Origin of the sequence: Agrobacterium tumefaciens, from assembly GCA_025559845.1 — a bacterium.
Classification (GTDB): Bacteria; Pseudomonadota; Alphaproteobacteria; order Rhizobiales; family Rhizobiaceae; genus Agrobacterium.
On the sequence record CP048469.1, the window covers coordinates 2,724,000 to 2,738,782 of the forward strand.

Here is a 14,783-nt window from a genome sequence, read left to right on the forward strand (position 1 = left end):
CGGTATCCCGCCACGACTGAAGAGTGTCAACGTAAAACCAGCCTTCCGGAAAAACGACGATCAGGAAAACACCGCCGTACCGATGATCGGCGTTGAGGGCACGGCCATGTCCCTTGGCTCAAGTAGCCCGGCTTGAAACGCATCACGCCCGGCAGCGATCGCACGGGCAAATGCCTGCGCCATGATGACCGGATGAGTTGCACCCGCAACCGCTGTATTGAGCAGGACCGCGTCATAGCCCAGTTCCATCACCGTAACCGCGTGGGATGGGCGACCAATCCCGGCATCGACGATCAGCGGTACGTCAGGAAAATGCGCCCGCATCGATTTGAGTGCCGTCACATTGAGAGGCCCCATGGCACTTCCGATTGGCGCGCACCACGGCATCAGCACCTTGCAGCCGGCATCCAGCAGTTTTTCCGCAACGACTAGATCGTCGGTGGTATAGGGGAAAACCTCGAAACCCTCGTCGCAGAGAATTTTCGCGGCCTCGACCAGGGCAAAGACATCTGGCTGCAAGGTATCGTGATTGCCGATGACCTCGAGCTTGATCCAGTCTGTCGCGAACACCTCGCGCGCCATTTTCGCAGTCAAAACCGCTTCCTTGGCGGTATGGCAACCCGCCGTGTTGGGCAGGATGTGGCAACTGAGGTCACGCAGCAGTTCAAAAAACTGCCCGCCCTTCTTGCCGCCCGCCGTTTCCCGGCGCAACGAAACTGTCAGGATTTCCGTGCCACTTGCCCGGATAGCCTCTTCAAGAATGGCAGGCGATGGATAGCGGGCCGTACCAAGCAGCAGACGGGAAGAGACTTCGCGATCGTAAAACGTCAACATTCCGTCAGCCCCCCTGCATCGGCGAGAGAATTTCGATACGGTCGCGATCCTTCAACCTGCACGCGGCACGCTCGTCCGAATGGATGAGGTCGCCATTGACCGCCGTCGCCAGCCATTCGCCTTCATACTCAAGATCGGAAAGCAGTGCTGCCAATGTGTCTGCGGCGAAATCAAGCTCCTCGCCATTCACCAGAAGTTTCATGTTGTTTGTCCTTTGCAGATAGATCACTGAAGACGACACGCGCAGCTTCGCGCGCCATCGCTGGCGACAAAAGAAAGCCGTGCCGGTGCGCACCGTTGACGAGAATGGTCCTGCCGCTTTCGCTGATCTTCGGCAGGTTATCGGGAAATGCAGGGCGGATACCGGTGCCTGTTTCGAGTATCTCCGCTTCGGCGAAAGCCGGATGAATGGTGTAGGCAGCATTGAGGAATTCCATCGTCGAGCGGACCGAGATCGGTCCGGTATGCTCGGATTCAATCATCGTTGCCCCGACCATGAAGCGCCCGCCTTCACGCGGCACAATGTAAAGCGGGATACGCGGATGCAGCAGGCGGACAGGGCGGGCCAGCGAAACATCCTGTGTGGCGAGATAAAGCATTTCGCCACGAACACCGCGAAGCCGGGGAAGCCGACCGACCCCCGCATAGCCGACACAATCGACCACACGGTCGAACGTATTTTCCTCCAGCCGGCCCATGCCCAGATGGAAGGCGACACCCATGTCCTGAAGGCGCGCATGAAGAGCTTTCAGCGCAAGGCGCGGATCGAGATGGCCTTCTTCCGGAAAATACAGCCCGAAACGGAAACGCCCCGAAAGATCGGGCTCGAGAGCTGCAATCCCATCCTCATCCAGCCATCTGTAACCACTGGTTCTGGAGGCAAAACGCGAAAGCTCGGCGCGATCGCGCGCCGGTGCAACGACAAGCGTGCCGTTGCGGAAAACGAGGCCGGGGGTGGCTCGTTCCCACCAGTCCAGTGCAGACTGACCAAGCGTTAGTACAGCCTCTTCTGCACTCTCGCGTTCACACCAGGGAGCCAGCATTCCGCCTGCATACCAGGAAGCGCCGCGAAACGGTTCGGCAGCGGCATCCGCAACCTCGACCGAAGCACCCGCCAAAGCCAGTTCGAACGCCGCGGTTAAACCCGCGACGCCCGTTCCTTTGATGAGGATACGCATGCTAAGCGCCAGTCGAAGGATCGACAGGCAGATAGAGCTCTCCACCCTCCTGGAACCTGGCTGCCATTGCTTCCAGCCCTTCCTTCTGCGCCTCGGCGCGGATGTCATGCGAAATCCGCATCGAGCAGAATTTGGGACCACACATCGAGCAGAAATGCGCGACCTTGTGCGCCTCCTTCGGCAGCGTTTCATCATGGAAGGAACGCGCCGTGTCGGGATCGAGCGAAAGATTGAACTGGTCTTCCCAACGGAACTCGAAACGGGCGCGCGACAACGCATCGTCACGCACCTGCGCAGCCGGGTGTCCCTTGGCGAGATCGGCTGCGTGGGCGGCAATCTTGTAGGTAATGACACCCACCTTGACGTCATTGCGATCAGGCAGACCGAGATGTTCTTTCGGTGTCACATAACAAAGCATTGCCGTGCCGAACCAGCCGATCATCGCGGCGCCGATACCAGACGTAATGTGGTCATAACCCGGAGCAATATCCGTCGTCAGCGGCCCGAGCGTGTAGAACGGTGCCTCGCCGCAGACTTCAAGCTGCTTGTCCATGTTCTCCTTGATCTTGTGCATTGGCACATGACCAGGGCCTTCGATCATCACCTGGCAATCCTTGGCCCAGGCGATCTTGGTCAACTCACCCAGCGTTTCCAGTTCGGCAAATTGCGCCGCATCATTGGCATCGGCAATTGACCCCGGACGCAGACCGTCGCCGAGTGAGAAAGAAACATCGTAGGCGCGGCAGATGTCGCAGATTTCCTCGAAGTGTTCGTAGAGGAAACTCTCCTTGTGATGATGCAGACACCACTTGGCCATGATCGAACCGCCACGCGACACGATACCGGTAACGCGGTTGACGGTGAGCGGAATGTAATGCAGCCGGACGCCGGCATGGATTGTGAAGTAGTCTACGCCCTGCTCCGCCTGCTCGATCAGCGTATCGCGGAAGACCTCCCAGGTCAGGTCTTCGGCAATGCCGTTCACCTTTTCCAGCGCCTGATAGAGCGGCACAGTGCCGATCGGCACGGGCGAATTGCGGATGATCCACTCTCGGATATTGTGAATGTTGCGACCCGTTGAAAGGTCCATGACCGTGTCGGCGCCCCAACGGATCGCCCAGACCATTTTCTCTACCTCTTCCGCCATCGAGGACGTAACGGCGGAATTGCCGATATTGGCGTTGATCTTCACCAGGAAATTGCGGCCGATGATCATCGGCTCCAGTTCGGGATGATTGATGTTGGCGGGGATGATCGCCCGGCCTGCGGCCACCTCCTGACGAACGAATTCCGCACTGACGTGATCAGGAACATGCGCGCCGAAACTCTCGCCATCACGCACAAGCTTTTCCCTGGCCGCCTCACGCCCAAGGTTTTCCCGGATGGCGATGAACTCCATTTCCGGTGTGATGATACCTGCCCGAGCATAGGCAAGCTGCGTGACGGCTTTGCCGTCTTTGGCCCTGAGCGGTTGATAGCGTAACGGAAATTCAGGCGTCAGGCGGGTGCCAGTCGCAAAACCGTTGTCCTCCGGTTTGACGTGACGTCCGTCGTAAGCCTCGACATCACCTCCGGCCAGCGTCCAGTCGCGACGCTGGCGTGGAAGGCCACGCTCAATGGCGGCACTGTGGGAAGGGTCGGTGTAGAGACCGGAGGAATCATAGACCGTTACGGGCGGTTCGCCCGCTGTCGGATGAACCGCGATCTCGCGCATCGGCACGCGAATTTCCGGATGCAGGACACCTTGCCTGTAGACTTTCGTGGAGGCAGGCAACGGCCCGGTGGTGACGACGGGTGGGGTAGTCTTGGCAACGATATTCATCTTGAGGCTCCAAAGTTTGACTGTGGAGACCCAGTTCGAGCCGGAATGATGGAAAATACCGCAAGGCGCTGCATGAACGTCAAGCGTCAGCAAACCCTTTGGTCTTTGCACCGTCCCTACGCCAGTATGAACTGGATCAGGTTCAACGGGTCACTGCGCATAACAGCAGAATCTCAGCCCCTTGCGGGACACCCCTGGTGAATGACCGAAAGAAAATGCACATCCCCGCTTTTGTCAAGGAGCGATATCGACACTTGGCAGCATCGACTGTTTGTCGCATGCTGCTGTTAGTTGCAGTTAACCTAACGGTTTAGTTGAATGTTATCGTTTGGAATGTAACCATAACATTCAAAGCGTCTAATATGACTTCATGGGAGACACGTCCAAATGAACGCGACTATTCGTGAAATACTGGCAAAGTTCGGCCAGCTTCCCACCCCTGTCGAAACGATCGCCGATGAGGCTGATCTTTACGCGGCGGGGCTTTCGTCTTTTGCTTCGGTACAACTGATGCTCGGCATCGAAGAGGCATTCGATATCGAGTTCCCCGACAATCTTCTCAACCGTAAATCCTTTGCGAGCATCAAGGCCATCGAAGAAACGGTCAAGCTCATCCTCGACGGAAAAGAGGCCGCCTGATGAACGTCACCGTGGCGCCGATGGATGAAGCTCTGTCCGCGCGTGCGGGCAAAGTCGCGGCGATTGCCGCAAAACATGCCGATGATGTCGATGCTGCCGGCCGGTTTCCCCATGAGGCCGTCGCAGCACTGCGGCACGAACGGCTGCTGGGAATTCAAATTCCTGAAAACCTTGGCGGCGAAGCTGCCTCCCTGCAGGCGATCGCCGATATCTGCGTTCGCCTGGGACAGGCATGCTCGGCAACGGCGATGATTTTCGCCATGCATCATATCAAACTGTCGAGCCTCGTTGAGCACGGCGAACAAAGCGACTGGCACGCGGCTTTCATGCGCCGTGTTGCGGGCGAACAGCTCCTGCTCGGATCGGCGACGACGGAAGGCGGCATCGGCGGTAATCTCCGCAACTCCATCTGCGCAATCGATATCCAGGGCGATATCTGCCAGCTGGAAAAGGACGCCACCGTCATTTCCTACGGTAGCGACGCCGACGCCATTTTGATCACCTCGCGCTCGCATTCTGACGCCGCTCCCACCGATCAGGTGATGACGGTTTTCCTGAAAGACCAGTATACGCTCGAGAAGACCCACGTATGGGACACGCTCGGCATGCGCGGAACCTGCTCCGACGGCTTCCTGTTTCGCGGCAAGGCGCCGGCCACCCAGATTTTTCCGAAACCCTTTGCCGAGATCGCTGCACAATCGATGCTTGCAACATCGCATCTGCTGTGGAGCGCGGTCTGGTACGGTATCGCTTCTGACGCTGTCTTGAGAGCGCAATCTTTCGTACGCGCTGCGGCACGCAAATCGCCAGGCACTGCACCACCAGGCGCCATCCGCCTTGCCGAAGTCTCGACCAAGCTGCAGGTGGTGAAATCCAACATCATCGCTGGCATCAAGGCCTACAATGACACCAAGAGCGATCCGGAAAAGCTCATGTCCATGGCCTTCGCCGTGGCCATGAACAATGTGAAGATCTGCTCTTCGGAATCCATTCTCGAAATCATCGACCACGCCATGCTGATCTGCGGCATCATGGGCTACAAGAACGGTACGCCCTACAGCCTCGGCCGACATCTGCGCGATGCGCATTCCGCGCGCCTGATGATTTCCAACGACCGCATACTCGGCAATTCCGCCAACCTCCTGCTCGTTCACAAGCAGGACACCAGCCTCTTGGGATAAGACCATGGACATGCAGACATCGTTTGTTGATCGACTGTTTGAAGAGGGCCTGCTGATCGAGACGGGCGTGGATGGTCTTTATGGCCGCAGCGGTCAGTTCGAAGACGTCATCGCCGCGTTCGAGCGCCTGATTGATCGGACCGGTGGTCCGGATGGTGCAGAAGCGATCCGCTTCCCGCCGGGCATCAACCGTGCCTATTTCGAAAAAAGCGGCTACATGAAGAGCTTTCCGCAGCTTGCAGGCACGGTTCACTCCTTCTGCGGCTGCGAGCTGGACCATGTCAGCCTGCTGAAGACGATGGATGAGGGTGGCGACTGGACGAAAGACCAGAAGGCCACCGATATCGTTCTGACACCGGCCGCGTGCTACCCGCTTTACCCGACGATTGCCAAGCGCGGCAACCTGCCGTCCGGCGGTGGGCTCTACGATATCCAGTCCTATTGCTTCCGCCATGAGCCGTCCAAGGACCCGGCCCGCCAACAGCTTTTCCGCATGCGCGAATATGTTCGCATGGGCACGGAAACGGATGTCACAGAGTTCCGTCAGATCTGGATGGATCGTGGTGTCGCGATGATGGCTGCCGTTGGCCTCGACGTAACGATTGACGTGGCAAACGATCCGTTCTTCGGCCGCGCCGGCAAGATGCTTGCCAACAATCAGCGCGACCAGAACCTGAAGTTTGAGCTGCTGATCCCGGTGACATCCACCACCAATCCGACGGCCTGCATGAGCTTCAACTACCATCAGGACGCCTTCGGCCAGAAATGGGGTCTGAACCTCGACAGCGGCGACGTTGCGCATACGGCGTGTGTTGGCTTCGGCCTCGAGCGCATTGCGCTTGCACTGTTTGCACATCACGGTCTCGACGTGAAAAAATGGCCTGAAAAGGTCGTGAAGACGCTCTGGGGCTGACCCGCGATGAAGCAGATATTTCCTGGCCTCGATCCTCAGAACTACGCGCAGCATCCCCTGCATTCCTCAGAGAGAATGTGGCCGGAAACCAATTGCTACGTCGATTTGTGGATCGAAGTGCTGGCGTCCCGAGGCCTGCCTCCGGAAGCCATGCTCGGCTTCACGCTGGCTCAGGATTTCGAAGGCGACCAGTTCACCTTTTTCAAGGTGCCGCTGGAAGACCTCGAAGCACTATACGACATCCGCGCCACCGAACTGGCGATCTTCGATCAGGTGGAAAACCACGTCGAGGCACAGCTTCAGCGCGGCCGCATCTGCCTCATCGAAATGGACAGTTTCTACATGCCTGATACCCATGGTGTGGGCTATCAAAAAGAGCATGGCAAAACGACTATCGCCATCAATCGGCTCGACAGAGACAAGCGCGAGCTGGACTATTTCCACAATGCCGGTTTTTTCCATCTGGCAGGTGACGACTTCGACGGTCTGTTCCAGCACCATCTGCAGGAAACCGACCCGCCTTTCCTGCCCTATACGGAATTCGCGAAATTTCCCGACAGCAACAATTCTGAAACGCACATCCGCAAGACGGCTGCGCGCCTGCTGAAGCTGCATTTCTCCAGGCGTCCATCCGCCAATCCGGTCAGGGCGTTCTCGGCCGTATTTCCGGCTCAGGTGGAAAAAGTGGCCGACAGACCCTTCGGCTTTTTTCACAAATATGCTTTCAACACGTTACGACAACTCGGCGCCAATTTCGAACTGGCGGCAAGCCACCTCGAATGGCTGGATAGGGATGGCTTCCAAGAGGCATCGCAACACGCTTTGCGCATATCGGAGGTCGCCAAGACCGTTCAGTTCCAGCTGGCGCGGGCTGTCACGCGCCGCAAATTCGATGCGCTTGCAACTGTTCTCGATCCCGCCGCAGATGCATGGGACGCGTTGATGCAGGCCCTCGACAAGAAACTGTCCGATGCCAGCGAGGCCGCGTGAGAGTGACCCTTCCGGGAGAGACGGCGACCCTGTTAAGCGAAGGCTGGACGCTGACGCTGACATCAGCGGATGCCTATGATCTCCCGTCGGACATTCCGGCACACCTTGAAAGCCTGCCCGCCGACGTTCCGGGCACCGTGGCGCAGGCACTGGAGGTCTCAGGCGAGTTCGATCGCTTTGCCCCAGAAGCCCTGAACGACAAAGACGCATGGTATCGCCTGACCCTGATTTCGGAGGTTAAGGGACGCGCGATATTGCGTTTCGATGGACTGGCGACCGTCACCGAGGTCTTTTTCAACGGCACATTGGTCGCCGCATCCCAGAGCATGTTCGAGGTTCTGGAGATCCCGGTTGACTTGACGGGGGCGGACGAGTTGGCGATGTGTTTCCGGGCCTTGTCCCCGAGGCTTGAGAAGACCGGCCCCCGCGCCAGATGGCGCCCCCAGATGATGAATTCACAGGGTTTGCGGCTGATCCGCACAACGGCACTCGGTTACATGCCGGGCTGGTGCCCTGAAATTCATGCAGCCGGCCCCTGGCGTCCTGTCAGCCTCACAAGGCAACCGCAAATCCATTACTCCATTCGTTCTTCTCTGGACGAAGCAGGAACCGGAACGCTCAGCGTCGCTCTGGAAACGGATAGCGACGTATCGTTGGCGCGTTTGATATGCGGCGGGCATGCAGTCGACCTGAATACAGATGCAATTGGCAGGCTTTCCGGCGAGTTGGCGATCCCAGAGGTCACGCCATGGTGGCCACACACACATGGCGAACCGACCCTCCACGAGATCGCTTTGGAGCTGGACGGCAAGCGCATCAGTCTTGGAACGACAGGCTTTCGACGGATTGACATCGACCACGGCAAAGATGGCAATGGTTTCGGACTGCGGATCAACGGAGAACCTGTGTTCTGCCGCGGTGCCGTCTGGACGACAGCCGATATCGTCCGGCTGCCCGGCGGGCGCGCGGATTACGAACCATGGCTCAAACGGGCTCTGGACGCCGGTATGAACATGATCCGCATTGGCGGTACAATGACCTATGAGACCGCGGAGTTTTTTAAACTCTGCGACAAACTCGGCATCATGGTCTGGCAGGATGCCATGCTTGCGAACTTCGACTATCCGGCCAAGGATGAGGCGTTTCGCGAGCACGTAACGACCGAGATATCGCAGCTTCTTGACGCCACCGCATTGTCGCCTTCGCTCACCGTCTTTTGCGGTGGCAGCGAGATGTATCAGCAGGGAGCGATGCTGGGCCTTCCCGAGCAAATCTGGAAAGGTCCATTGACGGAAGTGGTCCTTCCCGACCTTTTGAAAACAAAACGCCCTGACATCGCTTACGTGGCGAATTCACCGTCGGGCGGCGCATTGCCATTTTTTCCCAATTCTGGGGTCGGCCATTATTACGGTGTCGGAGCCTATTGCCGCCCTCTCGACGATGCGCGCCGTGCTGATGTTCGTTTTGCCGCCGAGTGCCTGGCGTTTGCCAATATTCCCGAGCAGGAAACACTGGACCGCCATCTTGCCGTTCAGCCTGTGCATGATCCGCGATGGAAAGCCCGAACACCGCGTGACCGGGGTGCCTCCTGGGACTTCGAGGATGTGCGCGATCACTACCTGAAACTCCTTTACGACGTCGAACCGGATGTCTTGCGCCGCGAAGACAGCGCCCGCTACATGGACATGTCACGCGCTGCAATTGCCGAAGTCATGGAAGCAACCTTTGCGGAGTGGCGTCGTCCGGATTCCCATTGCCAAGGCGCCCTGGTCTGGACGTTCCAGGATATCCTGCCCGGCGCAGGCTGGGGATTGATCGATGCCACGGGCCGACCAAAATCCGTTTGGTACGGGTTGAAACGTGCCTTCGGTCGGCTGCAGGTGACGCTGTCGGATGAAGGCACAAATGGCCTGGACGTCAATATCGTCAACGAAACCGCCCAAACAACTCAAGTCATGCTGGAATTGACTTGCCTGCGGGATGGCACGCAACCGGTCGTGCATGCCAAACGGGCCTTCGATCTTGCGCCTCGCCAGAGTCTCGTTGTCCCGGCAACAGACCTGTTCGGAGCGTTTTTCGACACAACCTATGCCTATCGCTTCGGCCCTCCTTCCCATGATGTGACGCTCGCTCGGCTACGCGACACGACAAGCGGACATGTGGTGACAGATGCATTTCATTTTCCACTTGGACGGAAAAGAGCACTGCACCCGGCATCAATACAGATCACCAAAAACAATATTGGCGGAACTTGGTGGCTTGAGATCGAAACCGATCGTCTGGCGCAGTCGGTCCATATTGCAGCGGAAGGCTATAGCCCCTCCGACAACTGGTTCCATCTGGCTCCGGGTGAAGCAAAGCGGATCGAACTTCGTGCCGACGTCGATGCCGATGCTGCCGAACCAACTGGCGAAATCATGTCGCTCGGCTCAAGCCGCCGCTTTTCCTTCTAGAACATTCCCTGCAGAAGCAACCGGTCAGGGTTGAGATGCAAGACGCGTCACGGTCTCAAGGTAGACCGCGCGGGCTTGAGGCGTGGACAGATTATGGTCGGCATCGGGAATGATCGTCACCGACGCATTCGCATAGGCACCCAGCCCCCGTCCATCGGAATCGAAGTAATAACGGAAGTGTTCGAGCCCGTCGTCATTGTCGCTATAGAGCAGCGTGACGATCGTGCCCTTTGCTCGCAATGTTTCGAAAGCCCGATAAACCGCCCGACCTTCCTCACTTTTGGCTCGAAAAAGGCGTGCGGTTTTTGTCGAAAGCTTTTTCGCCGTCGCTTTGATGATGTTCAGCACAGCACTTACAACGTCGACATCGCCGCTGAACAGGCGCTTGAACGTTGCCCCTTGCAAAAAGCGCTGGCGATATTCGCCGAAAGAGCGCGGACGTTTGTGCAGCGCCTCATCGACGGAGCGGCCTTTCAGCCAATGGAAAACAACCGGATTGACCGCAACGACAGCGCGGATGCGATCATCGGAAAGAGCACCGTTAAAGGCCAGATAGGCACCGCTGCAGCGCCCGGCGGCGACGATCGGACCTGCGATCTGCGCCGACAGAAAATCGAGAGCCGCGACGACATCATCGTTCTGTCTGACGTCGTAAAGCACCTGTTCTGGAACGCCTTCAACCGGTGGACTGTCGGCGATGTTCGCCGCATCAAACCGCAAGGAAGCAACGCCATTTCTCGCGAGTTCGCGTGCCATCGTTACCGAAAGTCTGCCCCACCCCGCATGCCTGTCATAGGCGGCCCCCAGAAAAAGGACCGCAGACGATGCGCTGGCGTCAGCGGGTTTGCAGAAGACACCGAACAGACGTCCGTTCTCACCGAACTGGACAGGTTTTTCGATAAATCCATGTCCTCTCTGACCCGCGTTGGCGAGCTGTTCCCCGGCATATCCGGCACCATCACTCGCTTGCGCCTGCGACAGTGTCCAGTCCACGATGCGGCTGACGACACTGTCCGGGATCTTTGACAAGGTCGGACTGGAAACCAGATCGTCATAGCCTGTGAATTCGTCTTCTTGCACGTCGCCAGCAAGCGTTTGCAAATGGCGTGCGAAATCGGCATCCGTCACGCGCCCTGGCCGCGTCAGAACGAGCAGCCGCTCGGCAGGAACAACAGTCGAGCTGGAAAGATTGGTCTTCTTGATCCTCTCTGCAACGACGGCAGGCATCTCCATGCTGGCGATGGAACCGGGTGTCGCCAACCGTTGCTCGGGACGAAGGCCCAGACCGTCATCGATCATCGACGACCACATCGCAGTTTCACGCAGATAGGCACGCCCTGAAACGACAGGAGCAAGTAGAGCCATTCCGCTTACGCTCGTCTCATCCGCAAAAGCCTGCATGGCAATCAGGCAGCCAAGCCCCTGAGCAACAATGACAACGCTTGAGACACCCGAAATCTCGCGGAGACAATTGAGAGCAGATCTGGCGTTGGCGGACCAATCTGCGTCCTTGCCCACATCTTGAGGATCGAGCGCATCACCCGCGCCATGGTAGTCGAACCGCAGGCTCGCAATGCCGACAGCACCAAGCCGCTCGGCAATGACCCGCTGGAATTTGCGGCTGCAGAGTTCTTCCATACCCCAGGGGCTGACGAAGAGAACCGCAGTATTTTTTTGAGTATCACCCAAGGCTGGATGAAAAATGCCGACACAACCATCAAAAGAAACTGGCTGCGCGTTCATACCGCCTGTTCGCTCTGAAATATTTATCGTCATTGGGCCTGCCACTTTTTGCGCCGATGCCTGGCTCAACCATACACGTTTACAGATACATCAAAGGTCTTAACACCAGTTCTACGACAACGACATCCTCGAAGGCACAAGCGTCGCTATTTTGCTCGAAACCCCCTCGAGATGCTGATAAATAGCAACTTGCATACTATCTGTAGGAGGGACCTTCGTTGTCTGGCAAACCAGTGCCGGAGCGTTGCGAGAACTAAACGACGGGTTTCACCCGAAAAATCATAGAAGTCTTTTATGGAACAAAGCCTTACGCGTTACATCTGGACGCATACAAAGCGGCATCAGCTCTTCATTCTGATGATCGTCGCTCTTTCGATGATTCCTTACTTCCTTGCCTTTGACCTTCCCAAGCAAATCGTCAACGGCCCGATTCAGGGTGACGGCTTCGAAGGCGCGAACGCGACTCAGCCGTTCATGAACATCACCGTCGACTTGCCCTATTGGGGTACGGTCACGCTGTTCGACGGGCTTGAGCTCGACCGCATGTCAATGCTGATGGCCTTGAGCCTGACGTTTCTCGCGCTCGTCATCGTCAACGGTCTCTTCAAATATTACATCAACACCTACAAGGGTCGGCTCGGCGAACGCCTGCTGCGTCGTATCCGCTACGAGCTGATCGACAAGATTCTTCGCTTCCCACCCAGCCATTTCAAACGGGTCAAAGGCGCTGAAATCTCGAGCATGGTGAAGGATGAGGTTGAGCCTTTGGGCGGTTTCACCGGGGATGCCTTCGTCCAGCCAGCCCTGCTGGGCGGACAGGCTCTGTCTGCGCTTTTCTTTATTCTTGTACAGAATTTCTGGCTGGGCCTGATTGCCGCTTTCATGGCCGCGATTCAGGTCGGCATTATCCCCAAGATGCGGCGCCGGCTTATCGAACTGGGGCGCCAGCGTCAGCTCAGCGCTCGTCAACTGGCAGGCCGTATCGGCGAAATGGTCGACGGTATTGGCACCATCCATGCCTATGACACGTCGAACTACGAGAGAGCCGACGCATCCCACCGGCTCGGCGATATCTTCAAAATCCGCTACGATCTCTACCAGTGGAAGTTCCTGGTCAAATTCATCAACAACTTCCTGGCACAGCTCACGCCGTTCTTCTTTTATGCCTTGGGCGGATACCTCACGCTGAAAGGCAGCCTGGACGTCGGCCAGCTCGTGGCCGTGATCAATGCCTACAAGGAATTGCCGGGACCATTGAAGGAACTGATCGACTGGGACCAGTCGCGTCAGGATGTTCAGGTCAAATACGAACAGGTGTTCGAGCAGTTCAACGCGCCCAACATGATTGATGAAAAGGTGCAGAAACTCTCTGCCGTGTCGACCACTGCACTAACCGCCCCGATCGTCATCACCAACCTGACGCTGGAAGATGACAGCGGCAGCAGACTGCTTGAGCAGGCCTCGTTGAAAATCGAACCGGGAGAAGTGATCGCGATCGTCGGCGGTTCCGGCGGGGAGGCACTTGCGGACGCCGTTGGACGTACTCTGTGGCCAGCGAGCGGCAAGATCACCATTGATGATGTCGACATCCTGGAGTTGCCGGAAGCCGTCACCGGCCGCCGGATTTCCTATGTCTCGTCGGACAGCTATTTCTTCCACGCCAGCCTCGCGGACAACCTGCTCTATGGCCTGAAGCATTCGTTGATCGCCGACAAGGTGTATCAGGGTGCGGAACTGGAACACCGAAAGTGGGAAATCCGCGAAGCCAAGATGGCTGGCAATCCGTCGGTCGATATCAACGGGAACTGGATCGACTACGCGTCCAGTCCCGCCGGTGACGACAAGCCGGAAAATCTCTCAAAGGCAGTACTGGCGGTTCTCGATGCGGTGGATCTGTCGCAGGATGTCCTGGAGTTCGCTTTGCGCTCGTCCATCGACCCGCTGCATGACCTGAATCTGGCGGCACGTATCGTGGAACTTCGCCACATCCTGCGCTCCGAACTTGAAAAGGAAAATCTGAGCGGTCTTATCGCGCCTTTCGAGCTCAATAGTTACAACAACGAAGCAACTGTGGGCGAGAATCTGCTGTTCGGTACAATGCGGGATTCGTCGCAGACGATCCGGACAGTCATTGAGAGCGATTACTTCCGGACGCTGATGCGTGAAACCGGCCTTGTCGAGACATTGTTCGACATGGGTCACACGATTGCTGAAAACATTGTCGAAATCTTCTCCGACCTGCCGGGCGACCACCCGTTCTTCCAGCAGCTCACCTTTATGACGCCGGATGATCTGCCAATCTACCAGCAGATGTTGCAGCGCCTTCAGGGCAAACATTTCGCCGACGCCAATGAAAGTGAAAAGCGTGCAATGTTGCGCTTGAGCTTCTTCTATGTCGAACCGAGACAACGTTTCGGTCTGTTGACCCAGGAGATCATGGACCGGATCATCGAGGTCAGGCACATGTTCCATGCCAACCTGCCCGATGAACTTAAAAACATCATCGAGATCTACGATCCGTCCAAATACATGAGCGCCACCAGCCTCATGGACAATATCCTGCTCGGCAAGATCAGTTACCGATATTCGGATGCATCGAGGCGCATCACCAAGATCGTCGCCGATGTCATGCGCAAACGTGGCGTCTACGAACGCGTTCTGGCCGTTGGTCTGGATTTCAACCTTGGTTCCGGTGGCAAAAGACTTGGGCCCCTGCAACGCCAGAAGCTTAATCTTGCTCGGGCGCTGATGCGCAAATCAGACTACTACATCTTCAATCGCCCGCTTCCAGGTCTCGATCATCGACTGCAGGAGGAAATTGTTGAGAGAGTCATCACATTCCTGAAACAGAACAACAATAACCCGTCCATCGTCTGGGTTCTGTCTAACGCTACACTCTCACGAATGTTCGATCGCGTTATCGTTGTACACCAGGGTTCTATAACTGCTGATGGAAGTTACGAGACTCTTGCGCAAGAAAACGGTACATTCAAGGAAATGGTCGCAACATAAAGTTAAGAGACGTGACCG

11 protein-coding genes and 1 riboswitch are annotated in these 14,783 nt (G+C 57.1%); of the genes, 6 read left to right on the forward strand and 5 right to left on the reverse strand.

What is annotated here, in order from left to right; genetic code table 11:
- Positions 1-60 precede the first annotated feature (60 nt).
- Genes FY156_13705 through thiC form a run of 4 tightly spaced genes read right to left on the reverse strand, consistent with a single transcriptional unit; the run spans position 61 to position 3,834 of the window.
- The gene (locus tag FY156_13705) at positions 61-834 is read right to left on the reverse strand and encodes a thiazole synthase (protein UXS02441.1); all 774 of its coding nucleotides are present in this window, start codon (positions 832-834) and stop codon (positions 61-63) included.
- A 4-nt stretch (positions 835-838) separates the two neighbouring features.
- Positions 839-1,036 (reverse strand): sulfur carrier protein ThiS, encoded by a 198-nt coding sequence (gene thiS / locus FY156_13710; GenBank protein UXS02442.1) that lies wholly within the window; start codon positions 1,034-1,036, stop codon positions 839-841.
- The gene (gene thiO, locus FY156_13715) at positions 1,005-2,012 is read right to left on the reverse strand and encodes a glycine oxidase ThiO (protein UXS02443.1); all 1,008 of its coding nucleotides are present in this window, start codon (positions 2,010-2,012) and stop codon (positions 1,005-1,007) included. The genes thiS and thiO overlap by 32 nt, the downstream gene beginning before the upstream one ends.
- A gap of 1 nt (position 2,013) precedes the next feature.
- Complete coding sequence (gene thiC, locus FY156_13720) at positions 2,014-3,834, reverse strand: phosphomethylpyrimidine synthase ThiC (GenBank protein ID UXS02444.1); 1,821 nt, start codon at positions 3,832-3,834, stop codon at positions 2,014-2,016.
- 95 nt (positions 3,835-3,929) lie between these two features.
- A riboswitch (TPP riboswitch) is annotated at positions 3,930-4,040 on the reverse strand.
- A 181-nt stretch (positions 4,041-4,221) separates the two neighbouring features.
- Here thiC and FY156_13725 point away from each other — a divergent pair.
- Genes FY156_13725 through FY156_13745 form a run of 5 tightly spaced genes read left to right on the forward strand, consistent with a single transcriptional unit; the run spans position 4,222 to position 10,010 of the window.
- Positions 4,222-4,473: an acyl carrier protein gene (locus FY156_13725; GenBank protein ID UXS02445.1), complete on the forward strand. Its 252-nt coding sequence runs from the start codon at positions 4,222-4,224 to the stop codon at positions 4,471-4,473.
- The gene (locus FY156_13730) at positions 4,473-5,654 is read left to right on the forward strand and encodes an acyl-CoA/acyl-ACP dehydrogenase (GenBank protein ID UXS02446.1); all 1,182 of its coding nucleotides are present in this window, start codon (positions 4,473-4,475) and stop codon (positions 5,652-5,654) included. Before FY156_13725 ends, FY156_13730 begins: the two co-directional genes overlap by 1 nt.
- A gap of 4 nt (positions 5,655-5,658) precedes the next feature.
- Positions 5,659-6,567: an amino acid--[acyl-carrier-protein] ligase gene (locus FY156_13735; GenBank protein ID UXS02447.1), complete on the forward strand. Its 909-nt coding sequence runs from the start codon at positions 5,659-5,661 to the stop codon at positions 6,565-6,567.
- Between the two features lie 6 nt (positions 6,568-6,573).
- The gene (locus tag FY156_13740) at positions 6,574-7,557 is read left to right on the forward strand and encodes a DUF1839 family protein (protein UXS02448.1); all 984 of its coding nucleotides are present in this window, start codon (positions 6,574-6,576) and stop codon (positions 7,555-7,557) included.
- Positions 7,554-10,010, forward strand: a complete 2,457-nt coding sequence (locus FY156_13745; protein UXS02449.1) for a glycoside hydrolase family 2 protein — start codon at positions 7,554-7,556, stop codon at positions 10,008-10,010. Before FY156_13740 ends, FY156_13745 begins: the two co-directional genes overlap by 4 nt.
- A 24-nt stretch (positions 10,011-10,034) precedes the next feature.
- Here FY156_13745 and FY156_13750 read toward each other — a convergent pair whose 3' ends face one another.
- Positions 10,035-11,786: an alpha/beta fold hydrolase gene (locus tag FY156_13750; GenBank protein UXS02450.1), complete on the reverse strand. Its 1,752-nt coding sequence runs from the start codon at positions 11,784-11,786 to the stop codon at positions 10,035-10,037.
- Between the two features lie 261 nt (positions 11,787-12,047).
- On the opposite strand from FY156_13750, the gene FY156_13755 reads away from it, so the two are divergent.
- On the forward strand, positions 12,048-14,765 hold the full coding sequence (locus FY156_13755; protein UXS02451.1) for an ABC transporter ATP-binding protein: 2,718 nt from the start codon (positions 12,048-12,050) through the stop codon (positions 14,763-14,765).
- Positions 14,766-14,783: the final 18 nt, after the last annotated feature.